12 protein-coding genes and 3 pseudogenes are annotated in these 21,945 nt (G+C 70.6%); 6 read left to right on the top strand and 9 right to left on the bottom strand.

Features of this window, described 5'->3' with window-relative positions:
* The first annotated feature begins 110 nt into the window (after positions 1-110).
* Entirely contained in the window at positions 111-2,492 is a 2,382-nt protein-coding gene (locus tag ACEZDG_RS36660) for a SpoIIE family protein phosphatase (protein ID WP_380519025.1), read from the top strand.
* Here ACEZDG_RS36660 and ACEZDG_RS36665 read toward each other — a convergent pair.
* The 6 genes and pseudogenes from ACEZDG_RS36665 to ACEZDG_RS36690 all read right to left on the bottom strand — a co-directional run.
* Positions 2,491-4,197: pseudogene (locus tag ACEZDG_RS36665) on the bottom strand (RICIN domain-containing protein); the annotation flags it as partial. The gene ACEZDG_RS36660 and the pseudogene ACEZDG_RS36665 overlap by 2 nt on opposite strands.
* A 193-nt stretch (positions 4,198-4,390) precedes the next feature.
* Positions 4,391-5,152, bottom strand: coding sequence for a carbohydrate ABC transporter permease (locus ACEZDG_RS36670; RefSeq protein WP_380519065.1), 762 nt, complete (start codon positions 5,150-5,152; stop codon positions 4,391-4,393).
* 107 nt (positions 5,153-5,259) lie between these two features.
* On the bottom strand, positions 5,260-6,249 hold the full coding sequence (locus ACEZDG_RS36675; RefSeq protein ID WP_380519028.1) for a carbohydrate ABC transporter permease: 990 nt from the start codon (positions 6,247-6,249) through the stop codon (positions 5,260-5,262).
* A gap of 17 nt (positions 6,250-6,266) precedes the next feature.
* The gene (locus ACEZDG_RS36680) at positions 6,267-7,508 is read right to left on the bottom strand and encodes a sugar ABC transporter substrate-binding protein (protein ID WP_380519030.1); all 1,242 of its coding nucleotides are present in this window, start codon (positions 7,506-7,508) and stop codon (positions 6,267-6,269) included.
* Between the two features lie 84 nt (positions 7,509-7,592).
* Positions 7,593-8,858, bottom strand: coding sequence for a sugar ABC transporter substrate-binding protein (locus ACEZDG_RS36685; RefSeq protein ID WP_380519033.1), 1,266 nt, complete (start codon positions 8,856-8,858; stop codon positions 7,593-7,595).
* Between the two features lie 81 nt (positions 8,859-8,939).
* The gene (locus ACEZDG_RS36690; protein ID WP_380519036.1) at positions 8,940-10,913 is read right to left on the bottom strand and encodes a glycoside hydrolase family 127 protein; all 1,974 of its coding nucleotides are present in this window, start codon (positions 10,911-10,913) and stop codon (positions 8,940-8,942) included.
* A 181-nt stretch (positions 10,914-11,094) separates the two neighbouring features.
* Between ACEZDG_RS36690 and ACEZDG_RS36695 the strand changes: the two genes are divergently transcribed.
* Positions 11,095-12,132: a LacI family DNA-binding transcriptional regulator gene (locus ACEZDG_RS36695; RefSeq protein WP_380519039.1), complete on the top strand. Its 1,038-nt coding sequence runs from the start codon at positions 11,095-11,097 to the stop codon at positions 12,130-12,132.
* A 262-nt stretch (positions 12,133-12,394) separates the two neighbouring features.
* Entirely contained in the window at positions 12,395-13,426 is a 1,032-nt protein-coding gene (locus ACEZDG_RS36700) for a glycoside hydrolase family 11 protein (RefSeq protein WP_380519041.1), read from the top strand.
* 69 nt (positions 13,427-13,495) lie between these two features.
* Here ACEZDG_RS36700 and ACEZDG_RS36705 read toward each other — a convergent pair whose 3' ends face one another.
* The 3 genes and pseudogenes from ACEZDG_RS36705 to ACEZDG_RS36715 all read right to left on the bottom strand — a co-directional run.
* On the bottom strand, positions 13,496-15,685 hold the full coding sequence (locus tag ACEZDG_RS36705; protein ID WP_380519044.1) for a cellulose binding domain-containing protein: 2,190 nt from the start codon (positions 15,683-15,685) through the stop codon (positions 13,496-13,498).
* Between the two features lie 42 nt (positions 15,686-15,727).
* Positions 15,728-16,747: pseudogene (locus tag ACEZDG_RS36710) on the bottom strand (arabinofuranosidase catalytic domain-containing protein); the annotation flags it as partial.
* Between the two features lie 21 nt (positions 16,748-16,768).
* A pseudogene (locus ACEZDG_RS36715) lies at positions 16,769-17,221 on the bottom strand (cellulose binding domain-containing protein); the annotation flags it as partial.
* 513 nt (positions 17,222-17,734) lie between these two features.
* On the opposite strand from ACEZDG_RS36715, the gene araB reads away from it, so the two are divergent.
* The 3 genes from araB to araA are packed head-to-tail and all read left to right on the top strand — an operon-like array spanning position 17,735 to position 21,632.
* Positions 17,735-19,405: a ribulokinase gene (araB, locus tag ACEZDG_RS36720; protein WP_380519047.1), complete on the top strand. Its 1,671-nt coding sequence runs from the start codon at positions 17,735-17,737 to the stop codon at positions 19,403-19,405.
* Positions 19,402-20,136 carry an L-ribulose-5-phosphate 4-epimerase gene (locus ACEZDG_RS36725; protein ID WP_380519050.1) on the top strand — a complete coding sequence of 245 codons (735 nt, stop codon included), beginning with the start codon at positions 19,402-19,404 and terminating at the stop codon, positions 20,134-20,136. The genes araB and ACEZDG_RS36725 overlap by 4 nt, the downstream gene beginning before the upstream one ends.
* Positions 20,133-21,632: an L-arabinose isomerase gene (araA, locus tag ACEZDG_RS36730; protein ID WP_380519053.1), complete on the top strand. Its 1,500-nt coding sequence runs from the start codon at positions 20,133-20,135 to the stop codon at positions 21,630-21,632. The genes ACEZDG_RS36725 and araA overlap by 4 nt, the downstream gene beginning before the upstream one ends.
* Positions 21,633-21,945 lie beyond the last annotated feature (313 nt).

Genomic DNA, 21,945 nt, shown 5'->3' on the forward strand with positions numbered 1-21,945 from the left:
CGGCACGCCCGGTCGGCCCAAGCCGCGCGGGGCCGGGGTCGGATCTAGGCTGGAAGAAGGCGCTGGATCCGGTTCCGGCGTGCACGGCTGCCCGGGCGGAGGCGTCGCGCGTGGAGATCGGCGGCAAGCAGGACGCACCCACAGCCGTGGTCGTGGTGGACCCGAACGGCGTGGTGGGCGGCTGGAGCGAGGGCGGCCGGCAGCTGCTGGGCTGGACGGCGCAGCAGACCGTCGGGCGCCCCGTGGCAGACCTGCTGGCGGGCCCCGTCCCCGGGTTTCCCGGGAGCTGCGACAGCGGCTCCGGTTCCGCTGACCCCATCACCCTGCGTCACCAGGACGGCTCCACCGTGGACGCCGTGGTGACGGTGCAGTCCCTGCACGGCGCGGACGCCGAGGTGCTGGGCCGGGTGGTGACCGTGCAACGCTGGGGACGCCGCCCCGTGATCGCCGACCGGGCCTTCGAGCAGTGCCCCTTCGCCCTGGGGATCTACGACCCCGAGCTGCGGTTCCTCTGGATCAACGACTCCGCCTCCCGGGTGATCGCGCGCTCGGAGGAGCAGGTGCTCGGTGAGAAGTACCGCGAGCTGTTCCCCGAGCTGGACGGCGTGGCCTACACCGACAAGCTCGCCGAGGTGGCCAGGACGGGCGAGCCCGCGCGTCTGATCACCATCTTCAAGGCCCGCGGCAACGACCACGCCATCGCCTGGGCCACCAGCATGTGGCCGATCCGGGACACCGGGGGCAGCGTGCGCGCGGTCGCCAACTGGGGATTCGACATGAGTGCCGAGTACTGGGCCCGGCAGCGCCTGCTCCTTCTCAACGAGGCCAGCAGCGGCATCGGCCGGACACTCGACGTGGTCAGCACCGCCCATGAACTGGCCAGGACCCCGGTGCCGGGATTCGCCGACCTCGTCACCGTCGACCTCTTCGACACGGTGCTGCGCGGGGAGGAACCGCCGCCAGCCGCCGCGTTCACCGTCGACGGGACCGTCGCGCTCAGCCGTGCCGCCGAGCACAGCGTGAAGGACGACGCCGACCGGCACCCCGGTCCCACCACCCCGGTCGACTACGCCCCCGGCACCGTCGCCGCCCGCTGCATGGCCACCGGATGTTCCACCGTCCAACTCGCCGCCGAACCCGGCCAGGGCGGCGAATGGGCCTTCGGCCCCGGGCTCGCCGCCGACCCGGCCGCCTGGCCGCCCGGCAACCCGTTGATCGACGGTTCCCTCACCGCGGAGGGGCTGACCGCCCGGATCACCGTGCCGATCCGGGCGCGGGGCGCCCTGCTCGGCGTCGTCGTGTTCTCCCGCACCGAACGGCCCGAGGCCTTCACCGCCGACGACCTGATCCTCGCCGAGGAGCTGACGGCCAAGGCCGCCGTCGCCATCGACAACGCCCGCCGGTACACCCGCGAGCACACCACCGCCCTGACCCTGCAACGCAGCCTGCTGCCGCAACGGCTGCCGAGCCAGGACGCGGTCGAGGCGGCGTACCGCTACCTGCCCGCGGACGCCGACGCGGGAGTGGGCGGTGACTGGTTCGACGTCATTCCGCTGTCCGGCGCCCGGGTCGCCCTGGTCGTGGGCGATGTCGTCGGCCACGGTCTGCATGCCTCGGCGAGCATGGGGCGCCTGCGCACCGCGGTCCGCACCCTGGCGGACGTGGACCTGCCGCCGGACGAGCTGCTGACCCACCTGGACGATCTCGTCCTGCACGCCCCCGACGAGCTCAAGCCCGAAGGCCGCTTCGAGCCGACCGGCGAGTCCGGCGCCACCTGCCTGTACGCCGTCTACGACCCGGTCTCCCGCTGCTGCGCGCTGGCCAGCGCCGGCCATCCGCTGCCGCTGGTCATCGCCCCGGCCGGAACCGTGACTCCGGTACCCGCGCACCCGGGCCCGCCGTTGGGCGTCGGTGGGCTGCCGTTCGAAGCGGTCGAATTCGAACTGCCGGAAGGCAGCCTGCTCGCCCTCTTCACCGACGGACTGGTGGAGAGCCGCGAGCGTGCTGCCGACCAGGGAACCGCCCGGCTCGTCGAGGTCCTGAACAGTCCGGCCCAGTCGTTGGAGGCGCTCTGCGACGCCGTGACGGAGGCCATGCTTTCCGACGACCGCCGGACGGACGACGCGGCCCTGCTGCTCGCCCGCACCCGCGCGCTGTCGCCCGAGCACGTCGCCGACTGGGACATCGAGCCCGATGTCGCACAGGTGCCCTACGCCAGGCGGTCCGCCGTCGAACAGCTGGAGGCCTGGGGCCTGGAATCAGCGTCGTTCGTCACCGAGTTGATCGTCAGTGAGCTGGTCACCAACGCCGTCAAGTACGGCGAGCCACCGATCAAGCTGAGGCTGATCCGGGACACGTCGCTGATCTGCGAGGTCTCCGACGCCAGCGACACCACCCCGCATCTGCGCCGGGCGCGTGCCTGCTCAGGGCGCTCCCGGTGTCGCAGGTCCACTGGTGGATCAGCGCGCCGGGGGCGGTGGAGACGGCCGTGACGTCGACGCACTTGCCGCTGTGGACGGCGACGAGCTGGTAATCCTGGCTGTTGCCGAGCGCGGTGACCGGCGTGAGCGTGAACTGCTGGTTGGCGGCGCCGGTGCAGCTCCACTGGATCACGGCGGCGCCGTCGGCGGTGGAGGCGCCGGAGACGTCGAGGCACTTGCCGCTGAGCTCGTTGACCACGGTGTAGGTGTTGGCCTTCCCGGCGACCGGCTTGAAGTCGAGCATCTGCTGGTACCCGCCCTCGCAGCTGTACTGCTGGTACTGGGTGCCGTTGGCGGTGCTGAGGTTGGTGTCGTCCAGGCACTGGCCGCTGTTCTCGCTGACGGCGACCGTGGAGACGGCGGTGTCGGCCGGCGGGAGCAGGGTGAGGGTGTAGCCGTCCTTGGCGGCGGTGTAGGGGATGGTCACCGAGGCGGCGTTGCCGCTGACGGTCAGGGTGGTGTCGGAGACGGTGACCGGGCCGTCGACCGCGGCGCCGTTGTTGTCGGGGATGCGCTGGAGGACGGCGCGCACCTGGCCGTTCTGGACCACGGAGGTGGTGTTCAGGCCGGTGAGGTTCACGGTGACGTTGCCGGTGGTGCCGTTGGAGCCGAGCAGGATCTTGGCGTTGCCCGCGGTGTTGTCCTTGGTGGCGAGGCCGTCGATGCTGCCGCCGGGGACGAGGCTGACGATGTTGCCGGTCTGCGAGCCGTAGTAGCGGTACATGAACCACTCGCCGAGCGGCAGGTACTGGCCGGCGCTGTTCTTGGTGAGCAGGTTGGCCTCGTCGTCGTGCAGGGCGGTGCCGCTGGCCCAGTTGCCGCGCAGGCCGTCGGCGCCGGCCCGCTCCAGGCGGCCGATGAACCAGCCGCCGCCACCGGGGGTCTGCTGGGACAGGGCCGCGTACTCGTTGATCTGGTAGGGACGGGTGTTGGTGAGTCCGTGCGAGGCGAGGGTGGAGTTGGCGCTCGCGGCCCCGGGCACGGGGTCGGCCGGCTCGTCGTGCCAGCTGTAGATGTCGGGGGCGACGTTGTTGGCCTTGATGTAGCTGAGGTAGGTGTTCCACCAGGTGTTGGCGGAGGTGGGCTGCCCCGCCATGCTGGGCCCGACGATGAGCTGGCCCGGGAAGTCGGACCGCACGTCGGCGTAGAACCGTGACCACATCTGCAGGTACTGGGTCTGCGAGCGGGCCCAGAAGCCGCTGCCGTCCGCCTCGTTCCACAGGTCCCACTGGACGGTCATGTGGTTGGCCCTGACGTCGGAGAAGAGCTGGTCGACGAAGCTGTCGAACTGCGTCCAGTCGCCGTTGTCCCCGGGGAAGGCCTGGTTGGTGGTGCCGTCGGCGCCCCACAGGTCGTGCGGGAGGATGATGAAGGTGCCGCCGAGCGCGACGGTGCGCTTGTACTGGGCCAGGGTGGAGGCCCAGCGGGTCTGGTAGTCGGCGAGGCTGGTGGCGTAGCCGCCGCCGTTGAGCTGGGCGCCGCCGGCCCGTTCGAAGTGCCACTTGATGTCCGTGTAGAAGTGGTCCTGCGGCAGCGAACCGTCCGGGTTCATCCCGTAGATGGTGCCCGAGGCGTGGTACGTCGGCGCGCCCCCGGCGGTGGAGAAGTCGACCGTCACCGAGGTGTCGGCCGCGTGGGCGGGGCCCGCGGTCAGTGGTGCCGCGAGGGCGGCGGCCAGGGCACAGGCGAGTGCCGCGGCCCTTCGGGAAAGTTGCATGGCGGTTCTCCTGCGGGGGTGGATGTGCGCGGCTCGCCGAATCGATTCGACTCTGACAGTGTCCTGGGGCCGTCGCCCCCTGCGGATTCCACCGACAACAGCACGTGGAGCACAGTCGTCGACAACACCGCCACAGCCTGGAGGTCTGCGACCGGCCCTCAGCGACGCCTCGACCGCCGGCGGCGCCGCGGGGTCAGTCCTTGACGGCTCCGGCGGTGACGCCGGCGGCGACGTAGCGCTGGGCGAGGACCAGGATCAGCGTGGCGGGCAGGGAGGCGATCACGGCGGTGGCCATGATGGCGTTCCACTGCTGGTTGTTGTTGCCGATGTAGTGGTAGATGCCGAGGGTGATCGGCTCGTGGGCGCCGCCGCCGTCGAGGGTGGTGGCGAAGACGAAGTCGGACCAGGCCCAGAGGAACGCGAACAGGGAGACGGTGACCACGGCGTTGCGGCTGATGGGCAGGACGATGGACCAGAAGGTGCGCAGGGTGCCGGCCCCGTCGGTCCTGGCGGCCTGCATCAGTTCGTCCGGGATGCCGGACATGAACGCGGTGAAGATCAGGACCGCGAAGGGGACGGCGATGGTGGAGTCGGCGATGATCAGTCCGCCGATGTTCTGGAGCATCCCGAGCTTGAGGTAGATGGTGTAGAAGCCCATGGCCATGATGATGCCGGGGATCATCTGCGCGACCAGCAGGACGAAGCTCATCACGCCACCGCCGCGCGGGCGGAGTTTGGCCAGGGCGAAGCCGGCCGGGGCGGCCAGGGCGACGGTGAGGGCGACCGTGCCCAGGCCGATGACCAGGCTGGTGCCGAGGTAGGGGAGCTGCTGGTCCAGGACGGCGCGGTAGCCCTCGAGGGTGCCGTGGAGCGGGAACCAGTCCGGTGGGGTCTTCCGCATGTCCTGGTCGCGGGTGAAGGACACATTGACCATCCAGTAGACCGGGAACAGCATGACCCCGGTCAGCAGGACGCCCAGGGCGGTATTGCCCCAGGAGCGCCGGCCGGCGCGGTTCCGGTGGGCGGCGGGGGCCGGGGCGGCGGCGCGGGCTGGGAGCGAGGTCATGCGCTGGCCTGCTTTCGCTGGACGCGGATGTAGATCAGGCCGAAGACCAGCGCGGCGATCACCAGGAGGTTGCCGACGGCGGCCCCGGGGCCGAAGGAGGGGAGCAGATTGCCGAAGCCGAGCCGGTAGGACCAGGTGGCGAAGGTGGTGGAGGAGTCGACCGGGCCGCCCTTGGTCATGATCCAGATGAGGTCGAAGACCTTCAGCGTGTACACCAGTCCCAGCAGCAGGGTGATCGCCGAGACCGGGCGCAGCAGCGGGAAGGTGACGCGCCGGAAGCGCTGCCAGGCGTTCGCCCCGTCCAGCGAGGCCGCCTCGTGCAGGCTCTCGGGGATGGTCTGCAGTCCGCTGTAGAGGACGACCAGGTTGAAGGGGATGCCGATCCAGATGTTCGCGATGATCACCGAGACCAGCGACCAGGTCGGCGCGGTGAGCCAGTTGACCGGGTCGACACCCACCGCGTGCAGTGCCGTGTTGACGACGCCGGAGTCGCTGTTGAGCATCCAGGACCAGGTGGAGGCGGACACGATCAGCGGCAGCAGCCAGGGCACGAGGAACAGCGCCCGCAGGGTGGCCGACAGGCGGAAGCGCTGGAAGAAGAACACGGCCAGGGCCAGGCCGATGCCGTACTGGAAGAGCAGGCTGACCGCGGTGAACAGCACTGTGTGGACCAGGGCCGGCAGGAAGGTGGGGTCGTGCCAGATCTCGCGGTAGTTCGCCAGGCCGGTGAACGGCGCATCGCCGTCGACGAAGGAGCGCACGGTGTAGTGACGCAGGCTCAGGTCGAGGTTGCGGTACAGCGGGTAGGCGTAGAACAGCACCAGGTACGCGGTCACCGGGGCGAGGAAGCCCCAGGCGGCCCAGCGCTCCGGGGCGAACCTGCGGCGCCGAGGGGAGCCGGGGTCCGGCGCGGGCGTCCGTTCTGCTCCGGCGGTCCTCGTGGGTGGGTGTTCCGCGCGGTGCGGTGTCTGCGTGGTGTCGTTCACGATGCTCCGGTTCCCTGCTACTTTGCGGCGGGCTTGGCTGCCGCGAGCGCGGCCTGGGGCGACTTGGAGCCGCTGAGGGAGTCGTGGACCGCGTTCGCCAGCCCCGAGGAGATCGCCGGGTAGGCGGGGCCGAGGTTGTCGCTGGTGCGCCCCTTGGCGGACTGGACCGCGCTCACCCATACCGCCAGGCTGGGATCGGCGGCGACCTGCTTGCGCTGGACCGCGGCGGTGGGGGCGATGTAGGACAGGGTCCGATCGGTGGCCAGGGAGTTCTGCGCGCTGGTCAGACAGGTGACGATCCGGCTGCTGACGCCGTAGCGGGAGGTGTCCTGCTGGACCGGGACGGTGACGAACTCCCCGCCGAGGGGGACGGCGGCGCTGCCCCCGTTGCGGGCGGGCACCCGGATGATGCCGTAGTCGAACGGCAGCTTGCCGGCGGGTGCCAGCTGCCAGGTGCCGTTCTCGGCGAAGGCGACGTTTCCGGACTGGAAGTCCTTCCAACTGGTGTCCTGGGTGTTCGTCAGCACGGTCGGTACGGTGTAGCCCTTGCGGACCCAGTCGGTCAGCAGCGTCAGCGCCGCCACGGCCTGAGCGGACCTGGTGTTGCCGAGCTGGGCTCCGGCGCCCCAGAACCAGGGCAGGAACTGGAAGGTGCCCTCCTCGGTGTCGACCGCGGCGAAGGTGATCCCCTTCCGGCCGGTGGCGGTGACCCGGCGCAGGGCGCTGGTGAGGGAGGCCCAGTCGGTGATCGAGGAGACGTCGACGCCGGCGGCCTTGAGGACGGCCTTGTTGTAGTAGAGGGCGAGGGTGTTCGCGCCGATCGGGACGCCGTAGGTGCTGCCGTCGAGCCGGCCCGCGGCCAGCAGGTTCGGCTCGACGGCGGAGGTGTCCAGCCGGCTCTGGGCGGTGGTGGTCAGCAGTTTCATGTGCGCCAGGGTGGAGACGGTGGGGTTGTCGACGATCAGGACGTCCGGCTGCGCCTGCTGGGGCGCGGCGACCTCGACCATGGTGGCCATCTCGCCGGTGTCGTAGGAGTTGCGGATGACGGTCACCCCGGCCTCCTTGCCGCAGGCGTTCAGCAGCCCGGCCCAGGCGGATTTCTGGTCGAACTGCGGGTACGGGTCCCAGACGAAGTACTTGCCGGCGAGCCCTCCGCCGGAGCTTCCGCCCGTCACCGCGCATCCGGCGTCGGTGCCGACGAGGACGGCTGTGATCACGAGGGCGAGTAACACCGGTCTGCGGCGGGGTCTTCTGCTCACGACTGTCTTCCCTTCGTACCTGAGGCGGGGTGGGTGGGCGGGGCAGCCGCGGGGTGCGGCGGCTGCCCCACCGGAGGGTGCGGGTCAGCCGGTCTTGGAGGCAGCCGTCTGCTGGGCGGCGGCGAGCGCGGCCTGCGGGCTCTTGGAACCCGACAGCGCGCCCTGGACGGCGGTCCACAACTGCTCGGAGATGATCGGGTACTTGGTGCCCAGGCCGTTGCTGGTACGGCCCTTGGCGGCGGCGACCGCGGCGACCCAGGGCTTCAGCGCCGCGTTCTGGGCCACCTGCTGGGTCTGCACGGCGGCGACCGGGGCGATGTAGGACAGGGTGGTGTCGGTGGCGAGCAGGTTGGTGTCGTTGGTCAGGCAGGAGACGATCTTCTTGCTGGTCGCGTAGCGCGAACTGTCCTTCTGGACTGGAACGGTGACGAACTCGCCACCGGTGGGCGCGGGCGCGGGGCCGCCGGCCTGGGCCGGAATGCTGATGACGCCGTACTTGAATCCGGCCTTCGCGGCGTTGCCCAGCTGCCAGGTACCGTTCTCGCCGAAGGCGTACTGGCCGGTGGCGAACTCCTGCCAGCTGGTGGTCTGGGTGTTGCTGAGCACGTCGTTGGGAGCCAGGCCGGCGCCGACCCAGCCCTTCCACAGGCTCAGGGCGGCGTCGCCCTGGGCGGAGTCGAGCTTGGTGAGGTCCGCGCCGGCGCCCCAGAACCACGGCAGGAACTGGAAGCTGCCCTCCTCGGTGCCGATGGCGGAGAAGGTGATGCCCTTCTTGCCGGCGGCCTTGACCTTCTGCAGGGCCGCGGTCAGCGAGGCCCAGTCGGTGATCGAGGCGGGGTCCACGCCGGCCTTGGCCAGGATGTCGGTGTTGTAGTACAGGGCCAGGGTGTTGGCCCCGATCGGGATGCCGTAGGCGGACTTGTCGACGGTCCCCGCCCCGATGATGTTCGGCTGGATCGCCGAGGTGTCCAGCCCGAGGTCGGTGGTCTTGTTGAGGATCCCGGCCTCGACCAGGGTGGAGACGACCGGGTTGTCGACGAGCATCACGTCGGGGGAGTTGCCCTGCTGACCGGCCAGCAGCGCCTTGTTGGCCAGGTCGGTGGTGTCCAGCGAGGTGCGCTTCACGGTGACCCCGGCCTGGGTGCCGCAGGAGGACACCAGCTTGGCCCAGTCCGAGGTGGCGTCGAACTGCGGGTAGGGGTCCCAGAAGGTGTACGTTCCACCGGCCTTGGCCGAGGACCCGGGGGCGGTCTTGGAGGAACTGGAGCAGGCACTGGCCGAGGCCAGCACCCCGACGGCGGTGGCGGTGGCGAGGCAGGCGAGCATGACGTGGCGCGAGACAGATCTCATGGCATTCCTCATTGAGCTCATGGCGGTTGCTGCGGGGGAGTGGTGCGGTGCGTCCGGTGGTGCGGTTCGGCGCGGTGCCGGCTACAGGATGGGGAGCCAGACGCGCATGCTGCCGTCCTGGCGGTTGGCCCAGGCGTAGTAGGGGACGGCGGTCAGCTCGATGCGTTCGCCGTCCGCGGGTGGGTCCGTGGCCGCGGCCACCGGGTCGGCCGCCCGGTAGGGCCACCAGTGGGCGGCCTCGACGGCCGGTGTCCGGCGCTGTCCGGCCGCGGCGATCACGGTGACGCCGCCGAGCAGGTCGGGGCGGTGCTTGACGGCCAGCGGGCGGGTGGTGTCGATGAGTACGTCGTCCAGGCCGCCACCGGGGTGGTCGACCTGCTCCAGGCAGTAGACCAGCGGTCCGCGTTCGATGGCCACGCAGCCGCGTACCGCGTCCACCCGCGGATCGGCCCGGGTCAGCCTCGGCTCCAGGTCCAGGTCCAGCAGCACGACCTCGCCCTGCCGCCAGCTGCGCTCCAGTCGCAGCCAGCCCTGCACCGCCCGGGTCTCCACGGCGGCCCCGTCGACCTGCACCGAGTACTGCTCGCACCACTGCGGGACGCGCAGCGCCAGGGTCCAGGGCCGGTCGCCGGGGGAGTCCTCGACGGTGAGGGTGATCCGACCGTGCCACGGATAGTTCGTGTGAACGCTCACAACAACGGGCATGCCGAAGGCGTCACCGGTGAGACGTCCGGAGGCGTACTGGTGGATCTGCAGGCCCCGGCCGTCGGTGGAGGCCAGGTAGTGCTGCAGGCTGGACAGCAGCCGCATGACGTTGGGCGGGCAGCAGGCGCAGCGGAACCAGCGGGTGCGGCGTGCGGACTGGTCCCCGCCCGGGTCGGTGTGACCGTCGCGCACCTGCAGCGGGTTGACGTAGAGCCAGCGCTCCCCGTCCAGGGAGACCCCGGCCAGGAAGCCGTTGAACAGGGTGCGCTCGATCAGGTCGCTGTAGCGGGCGTGGCCGGTGAGCAGGGCCATCCGCCAGCTCCACTGGATCGAGGCGATCGCGGCGCAGGTCTCGCAGTAGGCGCGCTCGTTGGGCAGTTCGTACGGGTCGCCGAAGTCCTCCTCGTCGTGGTGCGCCCCCAGCCCGCCGGTGATGTGGGTCTTGGTGGCGGTCATCGCCTGCCACAGCCGCTCGTTGGCGCGGAGCAGCTCCGCCTCGCCGCTCTCGGCGGCCAGGTCGGCGGCAGCGGCCAGCAGGTAGAGCTGGCGCACCGCGTGGCCCTCGACGTTCTGGGCCTCGCGCAACGGGACCCGGTCCTGGCAGTAGACCTCCGAGCCCAGCAGTCCGCGCCCGTGACTGTCGACGAAGTAGCCGGCCAGGTCCAGGTAGCGGCGCTCCCCGGTCTCGCGGAAGAGCTCCACCAGAGCGGTCTCGACCTCGGGGTGGCCGTCGATGCCGTCGATCCGCTTGCCGTGGCCGAAGACGGAGTCGATCTGGTCCGCGAACCGCACGGCCACGTCCAGCAGGCCGGAACGGCCGGTGGAGCGGTGGTGCGCGACGGCGGCCTGGATCAGGTGCCCGGCGCAGTACAACTCGTGCCCCCAGCGCAGGTCCTGGTAGTGGGCGTCATCCCTGGTGACCTGGAACCAGGTGTTGAGGTAGCCGTCGTCCTGCTGTGCCTCGGCGACCAGGGCGATGATGCGTTCCACATCGTCGGCCAGTCGCCGGGCCCGCGCGTCGCCGGTGCCCTGCTGATGGTGGGCCAGTTCCCAGGAGGCGGCCTCCAGCCACTTGTAGACGTCCGAGTCCATGAAGGGATACTGGCCCCGGTACGCACCGGTCGCGGTTCCCGCGGCCAACCGCAGGTCGTGCAGATTGCCGGCCGACTCAAGCAGGGCCGGCCCCTGCGGGATGCTGATGTTTGCGTTCACATCACGGCGCACCGACCAGAATCCGTCGTCGATGCGGGCCGTCGGGGACGGACGCAGGGCGGTCCTGGCGAAAGGGCCCAGACGCACGGGCCCCTGCGGGCCCGGCCGGGGCGGTTCGTCGGATGCGGGGTAGGTCATGGAACAGCTCCGTGGTTCGATGGAAATGTTTCGGAAACCCTTTGCCGTCGACGAAGCTAGGACCAGCCCTCCCCTCAGTCAAGGCTTTGACCTGAGTTCTTCTCACTCGTTTCCGACGGCCGAGGTCAGCCGACCCGGCTGAGGATTGACAGCCGACTGCCCTGTGAGAAAAGGTTTTCCCATGCCAGCAACCGAACGGGGCCCCCGCCCGCGCCGGGCGACCCTCGCCGATGTGGCCGCTCTGGCCGGAGTGACCCCGGGAACCGCCTCCAAGGCCCTCAACGGGCGGGGAAGGCTGCGCCCGGAGACCCGTCAACGGGTGCTGGACGCGGCCGAACAGCTCCGCTTCCAGCCCAGTGCCGCCGCGCAGAGCCTGCTGTCGGGCCGCAGCTGGACGGTGGGGCTGATCACCACGGACAGCATCGGACGCTTCGGGATCCCGGTCCTGCTGGGGGCCGAGGACGCGCTGGGGGCCGGCCGGACCTCGGTCCTGCTGTGCGACACCCGCGGTGACGCCATCCGCGAGCGGCACCACCTCCAGGCGCTCACCGCACGCGGTGTGGACGGCATCATCGTCGCGGGGCGCCGAACCGATCCCAGGCGGCCCCTGCCGGGCCCGATGTCGGTGCCCGTGGTCTACGCCCTGGGCCCCTCGACCGACCCCGGCGACATCTCGGTGGTCTCCGACGACGCACACGGGGTCCACCTGGCCGTGCGGCACCTGGCCGACAGCGGACGCACCCGGGTCGCCCACGTCACCGGGCCCGAGCACCACGCCGCCGCGGCGGCCCGCGCCCACCACACCCGCCGGGCCCTGCGGGAGTTCGGCATCGGCCTGGCCACCGGCCGGGTCCACTACGGCGAGTGGAGTGAGACCTGGGGGCGCCAAGCGGCTGACATCGTCCTTCGGGCGCAGCCGGACTGCGACGCCTTCTTCTGCGGCAACGACCAGATCGGCCGTGGCGTGGCGGACGCGCTGCGGGAGAGCGGTCACCGGGTGCCACAGGACATCGCGGTCATCGGCTACGACAACTGGGAGGTCATGGCCCTGGCCGCACGGCCGCCGCTGACCACGGTCGACACCAATCTCCTGGAAGTGGGCCGGACGGCCGCCCTGCGGCTGATGGACGCCATCGAGGGCTCCCCCCACCACGGAATCGAGTCCGTTCCCTGCCGCCTGGTCATCCGCGACTCCACCGGCCCCAGTGCGACGTCGTAGCCCATGGGTCCCCGCAGGCCGTCCCGTCAACGTCGAAACTTTCGGAGTGATCCCGTTGCGAGTCGCAGCCCCATGACGGCAGATCTCCCGCCTGACTCGGTCTGACCAGCGACGCAATGGCATTCATCAGGCATGCTTCTCCCCCCGTTCTCCCGCTCGGCCACCGCAGATTTCGCAACAAGTGTCGAAAGTATTGACACTTGACAAGGCCAGACCAACGCTGGTGGCCCGTCAGAACCCTTCTCCAGGACGAGGAGTGAGCATGCAACAGAACAGCCCGCCCACCCGGGCGGCAACCCGTGGCCGCAACCGCTTCCGCTTCCGCATCGGCAGTGTCTGCGCCTTCGCGCTGGTCGTCGTCGCGGCGCTGCTGCTCCCCGGCAGCGCACGGGCGGACACCGTGATCACCTCCAGCCAGACCGGAACCAACAACGGGTACTACTACTCGTTCTGGACCGACGGGGGCGGGTCGTCCTCGATGAGCCTGGGGTCGGCCGGCAACTACAGCACCTCGTGGAGCAACGTGGGGAACTTCGTCGCGGGCAAGGGCTGGAGCACCGGCGGACGGCAGACCGTCAACTACTCGGGCAGCTTCAACCCGTCCGGCAACGCCTACCTCTCGCTCTACGGCTGGACCACCAATCCGCTGGTGGAGTACTACATCGTCGACAACTACGGCACCTACCGGCCCACCGGGACGTACAAGGGCACGGTGACCAGCGACGGCGGGACCTACGACATCTACGAGACCCAGCGGGTCAACGAGCCCTCCATCATCGGCACCGCGACGTTCAACCAGTACTGGGCCGTCCGGCAGGTCAAGCGCACCGGGGGCACGATCACCACCGGCAACTTCTTCGACGCCTGGGCCAGTCACGGCATGAACCTCGGCAGCTTCAACTACATGATCCTGGCCACCGAGGGCTACCAGAGCAGCGGCAACTCCAACATCACCGTGGGAGGTACCGGCACCGGTGGTGGTGGTGGAGGAGGCGGTGGCGGCACGGGCGGCACCGGCGGCGGTGGCAGCGGCTGCACCGCCACCCTGTCGGCCGGGTCCCAGTGGAGCGACCGCTACAACCTGAACGTCGCGGTCACCGGATCCAACACCTGGACCGTCACCATGAACGTCCCGTCCCCCGAGAAGATCATCGCCAGCTGGAACATCAACGCCAGCTACCCCAGCTCCCAGGTCCTCACCGCCAAGCCCAACGGCAGCGGCAACAACTGGGGCGTCACCATCCAGACCAACGGCACCTGGACCTGGCCCACGGTCTCCTGCAGTCCGAGCTGATTCCCCGCCCATCCGGCCCGGCCCCGCCACGGACGTGGAAGCCCGTGGCGGGGCCGGACCGACGACCCGTCAGTCGGTGCTGCAGGCACTGCCGTTCACCGCGAAGGCGGCGGGGGCGGTGGTCGGTCCTGTGGTGGTGCCGTTGAAACCGATGCCGACGCTGCCGCCGTTCGCGGCGATCGTGCTGTTCCACGAGAGGTTGGCCACGGACACGTTCTGACCGGACTGGCTGAAGGTGCCGTTCCAGCCGGACTGCACCGCCTCGCCGGACGGCAGGGTGAAGGTCAGGTTCCAGCCGCTGATGGCGCTGGAGCCGTTGTCGGTGATGGTGACGCTGCTGCCGAAGCCGCCGGGCCAGCTGTTGGTCACCGCGTAGTGGACCGCGCAGCCGCTCCCGCCGCCGGTCGAACCCGGTGGCGGGACGGTGAACGTGACCGGTTGCGACGGCAACGAGGTGCCGCCCTTGGTGTCGACGGCGACCACGTCATAGGTGTAACTGGAGCCGACGGTCAGTCCGGTGAGGTTGAAGGTGGTGCCGGTCGGGCTGCCGACCACGGTGCTGCCGGTTCCGCCGGAGCCGGTCCGGAGCACCTGGTAGCCGGCGATCGGGTAGGTCCCGGCGGTGGCCGCCGGCCAACCGAGGGTGGCGCTGCCGGTGTTGCCGCCGGAGCCGGTGGAGCTGAGGTTGGAGACGGTGGGCTGTCCCGGCGGGCCCGGCGGAGTCGTGGCGCCGCCGCCGGAGAGCTGCAGCACGGTCAGCGAGTAGGGTGCGACGGTCACCGACGAGGCGGAGCTCTGCGTCGAGCTGGTGATGGACGTGGCGCCGTTGGCGTAGGTCTGGACGGTCGCGCCGCCGGACGGTGTGAAGCCGTTGTAGGTGAGGTTGGCCGTGTACGGGTTGTTCGGGTCCTCGTTCTCCACCAGCAGGTCGAGGTTTCCGTTGGTACGGCGCACGGCGTGCACCTTGACCAGGGGGTTGCCCGAGTTCGCGGCCACCATGGCGTCGCCGGGAGCCCCGAGCCGGGAGAGCATCTCGATGCCGTAGTACGGGGCGAACGGTGTGTCGACCGCGGGCTCGGTCACCCCGGCGCTGCTGCCGCCCGAGGAGAGCAGGCCGTAGTCGCCGTAGTCCTGCACGCCCTGCACCACGCTCGGCGGATTGGTGCCCGGACCGTTGTGCTGGTCCCACCAGTCGATGTTGGAGATGCCGTTCTCCATCCACGTCATATACATGTCCGCCGCGAACAGCGCGTTGGGCTGGGTGTCCATGTCGACGTCGGAGTTCGCCTCGGTCGTGATGATCTTCACCCCGGTCGGGTCCACCTTGGCGTACTGGCTGATCTCGGACTTGAGCGTGGAGACGATCCCGGAGATCTGGCTCGGGTCGTTCATCATCGCGGCGGCGTCCGAACCGCCGGGGTAGTAGTGCACGATGACGCAGTCGGTCTTCGAGCCCAGCGCCGTGAGCACGGTCTGGTTCCACGACTGCGGGCTGGTGGTCGCGTTGGTGACGTTGTCCGGCCACCCGCCCGGCGTGGTCAGCACCGCGCAGACATGGATGTTCGGACTGGCGGCCTTCATCGCGGACATGTAGCTGAGCACACCGTTGGCGTAGGTGCCCGGGCCGCAGTTGTAGGTCTGGCTCGGCTCGCTGCCGATGGTGACCGGGCCGCCGGAGGCCGAGGTGGTGCAGTGGCTGTCCGCCTCCCAGTTGGCGCCGTAGGTGCCGTTGCCGTAGACCTCGTTGCCGACCTCCCAGTACTGGATGTTGTCGTGGTTGGTCACGTTCGCGCTCTGCACCCAGGCTGCCGCCAGCGCGGGGGTCCCGGTGCCCCAGTTCACCGTGATCACCGGGCTCGCGCCGGCCGCCTGCGCGGTGCCCATGAAGTTGCTGAACGCGGTGTTCGGCGCGACGTAGCCGCCCTGTGTCGTATTGGTCTGCCAGTTGTAGATGTCGGAGTACGAACCGCCCGGGTAGCGAAGCGCGTTGATGCCCGCCGCCTTGATCAGGCCCGGCGCCGCCGCGTCGTTCATATTGCCGTCGTACACGGCGGTGTTCAGGCCGATCGCGCCGGACGGAATGGTGCCGAGCCCGGAGCCGGCGTTGACGGTGATTCCGACCGCGGCGGCGGCCCGGGCCGGGGCCGCGGCGACGCCGGTGAGGGCGGCGGCCACGGTCAGTACGGCGCTCAGTCCGAGCGCCCGGAACCGTCGTCCGGACGCCCGGGCGGTGCTGGGTACAGCTGGTGTCAAGGACACGCGAGTCTCCTGAGTGGGGGAGGACCGGATCGGTTCCGGTCAGTTGCCGTAGCCGGCTGCCACGATGTCGGCCTGCACCGCGGTCTCGGTGGCGGTCGACGGGTAGCCGGAGGTCATCACGCCCTCGTAGAAAGTGCCCGCGGCGCCCTTGCTGTTGTCGCCGCCGGTGCCGAGGATGATGGCGCCCTGCTTGCGCATCGGGTTGTAGCCCGGGACGTTGGGCCGCACGCCGTCGTAGAACGTGGACAGCGCCCCGGACCGGGCGTTCCCGCCGCGGATGGCCCAGTGGTTGGCGCCCCCGTCGACGACCGCGGTGGTGTAGCGGTAGTTGATCGTGGGGTCGTTCGAGTTGAGGTGCTGGTTGACCCCGCTGAACAGGCCGTTCTCCAGGTCCGCCATGATCCAGGGCCCATTGCCGGAGCCGTAGCCCCAGACCCTGATGTTGCCGAAGTAGATGGCCTCCATGGTGCCGTTGCCGTCGTCGTTGCTGTCCTTCTCGGCGTTGCCGTAGTCGAAGCAGCAGCCGCCGTTGTAGTGGGTGCCGTCGAAGACGGCGTACTCGCCCTCGGCGCTGTCCCCGGTGGCGGTGCCGGTGGCGGTGTTGTCCCGGTAGCCGGTGCCGGAGGGGATGTACACGCCGTAGGCCCTGTGGCCGTTCAGCGTGGTCGGCGCCCCGGTGGCGTTGGCGAGGTTGTCCGGGCCGCCGGCCGCGCCGCCTCCGGGGGCCTGGGTGAGGTTGTTGTGGTGGGAGGACTGGTCGTAGACGACTGTGATCACGCAGCTGGTGCCGGCGCAGAAGGAGTCCTGGGCGGCGGCGTCGGCCACCCCGCCGGTACTGAGCACACCGATGTCCCTGGTCGTGTTGTCCGAGGCGCGCCTGACCTGGTAGAGCGGGCCGTTGTAGGCCGAGTACAGGGCGCGGGTGGTGCTGTGGGCCGCCACGCACGGGGTCCCGCCGGCCGCGTAGATGTCGCACGGACCCTGCCCGGCGGGCGGCGGAGCGGTCGAGGTGGAGGGCGTCGGCGAGGCGCTCGCGCTGGTGGGCGGCGGGCTGGTCGGCACGCTTCCGGTGCAGGGCGTGCCGTTCAGGCTGAACGAGGCGGGGATCGGATTGCTGCCGCTCCAGGAGCCGTTGAACCCGAAGCTGGTGCTGCCGCCGGTCGCCATGGCGCCGTTGTAGGGGGCGTTGGTGACGCTGGCGTTGGCGCCGGACTGGGTGTAACTGCCGTTCCACAGCTGGGTGATGGCCTGTCCGGCAGTGAACGACCAGGTCAGGGACCAGGCGCTGAGGGGGCTGCCGAGGTTGGTGATGATCACGTTGGTGCCGAAGCCGCCCTGCCACTGGTTGGTGATGCTGTAGGCGACCTGGCAGCCGGTGGCGGCCTGGGCGGGCGAGGCGGTCGCTGCGGCCAGACCTGCGGCGACGAGCGCCGCAGCGGACCCGCCGACCAGCCACGGAAGACGATTGGCTAATGTCACAGACACGCTCCTGGGTGGGGGGAGGTGCAATGGAAGGGCAGTCGTTAGCGCTAACATCCGCCGCACGGTGAGACCCTGCGGTCATCGTGCGTGAGAGTGCCAGGGGGCTACCGAGATCTCAAGGGACGGCCGCCGGCGCTGTCGCCGCCCCGTCCGACCGGCCGACCGTCCCGGTCCCTGGTCAACCGTACGTTCTGCGGCGGTTCGAGGCGGGGCCCTGCGGTCGCCGGTTGACGGTCGATCGGGAAAGTTTCACATACGGCGGTGCTGCCCGGGTCTTGAGCAGGTGATCGCCAAGCCGAGGAGGGCTGTGCCGTCGGCCTCGGTGTGGGTATTGTGGCGCCGGGGTGATGAACCATGGTGCGCGATGCCGAACAGGTGATCCGGCAGCTCCAGCCATCGTACCGGCGGAGCCTCGGGTGATCAGTTGTGTTCGTTCTCTTGACGAAACCTCCTTGTGAGCGTTAACAATTTACCGACCATCCGACCAGAAGAGGGGTCCTCGTACCCTCCCTCCTCTCCGGCTGGCATCTGGACCCTTGGTTGCGGCACTTCTTTGCGGAGCAAAATGTGAGCGTTAACATTCCTGTCGTTGTCGGGGTCGACTACGGCACCCTCTCGGGCCGGGCCGTGGTGGTCTCGGTCGCGGACGGGGCCCAGCTGGCCGACGCGGTGCACGAGTACCGCCATGCCGTCGTCGACCGGACGCTTCCGGACGGGACCACGCCGCTGCCCCCGGACTGGGCCCTGCAGGTGCCCGAGGACTGGCGCGAGGTGCTGCGGATCGCCGTGCCCAAGGCCCTGGCCCTGGCCGGAGTGAGCCCCGACCAGGTGGTCGGGATCGGCACCGACTTCACCGCCTGCACCGTACTGCCCACCGACGCCGAAGGCACCCCGCTGTGCGAGCTGCCCGGCCTCGCCGGACGCCCGCACGCCTACCCCAAGCTGTGGCGGCACCATGCCGCCCAGCCGCAGGCGGACCGGATCAACGCCCTGGCCGCGGAGCTGGGGGAGCCCTGGCCGGCTCGCTACGGAGGGAAGATCTCCAGCGAGTGGCAGTACGCCAAGGCCCTCCAGCTGCTGGAGGAGGACCCCGGGCTCTACGCCGCCGCCGACCGTTGGATCGAGGCTGCCGACTGGATCGTCTGGGAGCTCACCGGGGCGGAGAACCGCGGCCTGAGCGTGGCCGGCTACAAGGGCGTCCACCAGGACGGCCACTACCCCGACCAGCGGTTCCTGGCCCGACTGCACCCGGACTTCGCCGGCTTCACCGCCAAGCTGGACCACCCGCTGTCGCCGCCCGGCGCGGCTGCGGGCACCCTGACCGCCCGGGCCGCGGCGCTGACCGGTCTCAATGAGGGGATTCCGGTCAGCGTGGGCAATGTGGACGCCCACGTCACGAACGCCGCGGCCCGGGCCCTCGCCCCCGGGCAGATGCTCGCCATCATGGGCACCAGTACCTGCCACACCATGAACTCCGAGGTCCTGGCCGAGGTCCCCGGGATGTGCGGGGTCGTCCGGGACGGGATCGTGCCGGGCCTGTGGGGCTACGAGGCCGGGCAGAGCGGAGTGGGCGACATCTTCGCCTGGGCCGTGCGCACCGCGCTGCCCGAGGCGTACGCGGTCGAGGCCCGCGAGCGCGGCCTCAGCCAGCACGAACTGCTGACCGAGAAGGCCGCCGCCCAGCCGGTCGGCGCGCACGGCCTGGTGGCGCTGGACTGGCACAGCGGCAACCGCTCGACCCTGGTCGACCACCACCTGTCCGGTCTGATCCTCGGCCTCACCCTGGACACCCGCCCCGAGGAGATCTACCGGTCGCTGCTGGAGGCCACCGCCTTCGGCACCCGCATGATCATCGAGGCGTTCGAGGAGGCCGGGGTGCCCGTCACCGAGTTCACCGTGTCCGGCGGCCTGCCGAAGAACCGGTTCCTGATGCAGATCTACAGCGACGTGCTGCGGCGGCCCATCCATGTCACCGGCTCCGATCAGGGCCCGGCCCTGGGCTCGGCGATCCACGCGGCCGTCGCCGCCGGCGCCTATCCGGACATCACCGCGGCGTCGGCGGCCATGGGCCGGGTCAACCGTGCCGTGCACGTCCCGGACCAGGCGCGGGCGGACGGTTACGACCTGCTCTTCGCCGAGTACCGCGAGCTGTACGACCACTTCGGCCGCGGTGCCAGCGGTGCGATGCACCGGCTCCGCGCCCTGCGCGACCGGAGCCGACTGGAGGGGGACAAGTGAGCGACGACCGGACGCGCGCCGTCGAGCGGGTCAAGGACGAGGTGTGCGCCCTGCACGCCGAACTGCTGCGCTGGGGACTGGTCGCCTGGACCAGTGGGAACGTCAGCGCCAGAGTGGTGGGGGCGGACGGCGCCGACGACCTGATGGTGATCAAACCGAGTGGGCTGGCCTACAGCGAGCTCACCCCGCAGAGCATGGTCGTCTGCGATCTGGACGGCAAGGTGCTGGAGGGCGATCTCTCGCCGTCCAGCGACACCGCCGCGCACGCCTATGTCTACCGGCACCGCCCGGACGTCGGCGGCGTGGTGCACACCCACTCCCCGTACGCCACCGCCTGGGCGACCGCGGGGGAGGCCATCCCCTGCGCCATCACCGCGATGGGCGACGAGTTCGGCGACGACATCCCGGTCGGCCCGTTCGCCCTGATCGGCGACGACTCCATCGGCCAGGGCATCGTCGCCACCCTGGACGGCCACCGCTCGCCCGCCGTGCTGATGCGCCAGCACGGCGTCTTCACCATCGGCAAGGACGCCAAGGCCGCCGTGAAGGCCGCCGTGATGTGCGAGGACGTCGCCCGCACCGTCCACCTGGCCCGCCAGCTCGGCCAGGTCGAGCGACTGCAGCAGCACTACGTCGACCGGCTCTACGACCGCTACCAGAACGTCTACGGACAGGACGGCGCCGCTGCCGCGGCGACCCCTGCCACCACCTCCGAAGGAGAGTCCGCATGATCGCCGCCGCGCCCCTCGAGGTCTGGTTCCTCACCGGAAGCCAGGGCCTCTACGGCGAGGACACGCTGATCCAGGTGGCCGACCAGTCCCGTCGGATCTCCGAGAGCCTGGACCCGGGGCTGCCGGTCACGCTGGTCTGGAAGCCGGTGCTGACCGGTGCCGACGCGATCCGGCGGGTGATGCTGGACGCCAACGCGGACGACGCCTGCATCGGCGTGATCGCCTGGATGCACACGTTCTCACCGGCCAAGATGTGGATCGCCGGTCTCGACGCGCTGCGCAAGCCGCTGCTGCACCTGCACACCCAGGCCAATGTCGGGCTGCCCTGGGCCACCATCGACATGGACTTCATGAACCTGAACCAGGCCGCCCACGGCGACCGCGAGTTCGGCTACATCCAGTCCCGCCTCGGCGTCGCCCGGAAAACCGTGGCCGGACACGTCAGCGACCCCTCGGTGGTCGCCGGCGTGGCCGGCTGGGCCCGCGCGGCCATCGGCCGCGCCGAGCTGGCGGTACTGAAGCTGGCCCGCTTCGGCGACAACATGCGCGACGTGGCCGTCACCGAGGGCGACAAGGTCGAGGCCCAGCTGCGGTTCGGCGTCTCGGTCAACACCTACGGCGTCAACGACCTGGTCGAGCAGGTGGACGCCACCGCGGACGCCGAGGTGGCCGACCTGGTCAAGGAGTACGAGGACACCTACCGGGTCGCGCCCGAGCTGCGCGTCGGCGGCGAACGGCACGAGTCGCTGCGCTACGCCGCCCGGATCGAGCTGGGCCTGCGCGGCTTCCTGGAGGCCGGCGGCTTCCGGGCCTTCACCACCAACTTCGAGGACCTCGGCGGGCTGCGCCAGCTGCCCGGGCTGGCCGTGCAGCGGCTGATGGCCGACGGCTACGGCTTCGGCGGGGAGGGCGACTGGAAGACCTCGACCCTGCTGCGCACCCTCAAGTCCATGGCCGCGGGACTGCCCGGCGGCACCTCGTTCATGGAGGACTACACCTACCACCTGGAACCCGGCCGGGAGTTGATCCTGGGCGCCCATATGCTGGAGGTCTGCCCCAGCATCGCCGCGGCGACCCCGTCGGTGGAGATCCACCCGCTGGGCATCGGCGGCCGGGAGGACCCGGTCCGGATGGTCTTCGACGCCGCCCCCGGCCCCGCCGTGGTGGTCGGCATGGCGGACCTGGGCGACCGCTTCCGCCTGGTCGCCAATGAGATCGACACGGTCGCCCCGCCCGAGCCGCTGCCGCGGCTCCCGGTCGCCCGCGCGGTCTGGCGGCCCCGCCCCGACCTGCGCACCTCCACCGAGTGCTGGCTCACGGCCGGCGGCCCGCACCACACCGTCTACTCCAGTGCCCTCGGCGCGGAGGAGCTCGCCGATTTCGCCGAGATGACCGGCACCGAGCTCGACCTGATCGGAGCCGACACCACCACCCGCTCCTTCACCCGGGAACTGCGCTGGAACCAGGCGTACCACCGGCTGGCCCAGGGCCTGTAGCGGACCGGCGCGCCCGTACCGGCGCGCCGCACCGATCTCCTTCGCCGCACCGTCCTCCCGCTGTGGGCGGCGGTCGAAGGACGGGAGGGCAGGGGGACGCGTCCCTTGCCCTCCCAACCATGCGCCGAGAGCCGGGGCGCTGCCCGAGGCACCGCCGCGGTGGATCGCCCTGCCGTCGCCATGCCCGCCAGCCGGAACGCCCCCAGACCGCGCCAAACCATCACCGCCTCCCGCCCGCGCCGCCCGCGCGCTCCGCGCCCCCGGCCGCCCGCGCCGCCTGCCGCCCCCGCGCCCCCGGCCGCCTGCGCGCCCC

The sequence above is a fragment of the Streptacidiphilus alkalitolerans genome (genome assembly GCF_042511045.1).
Lineage (GTDB): Bacteria > Actinomycetota > Actinomycetes > Streptomycetales > Streptomycetaceae > Streptacidiphilus > Streptacidiphilus alkalitolerans.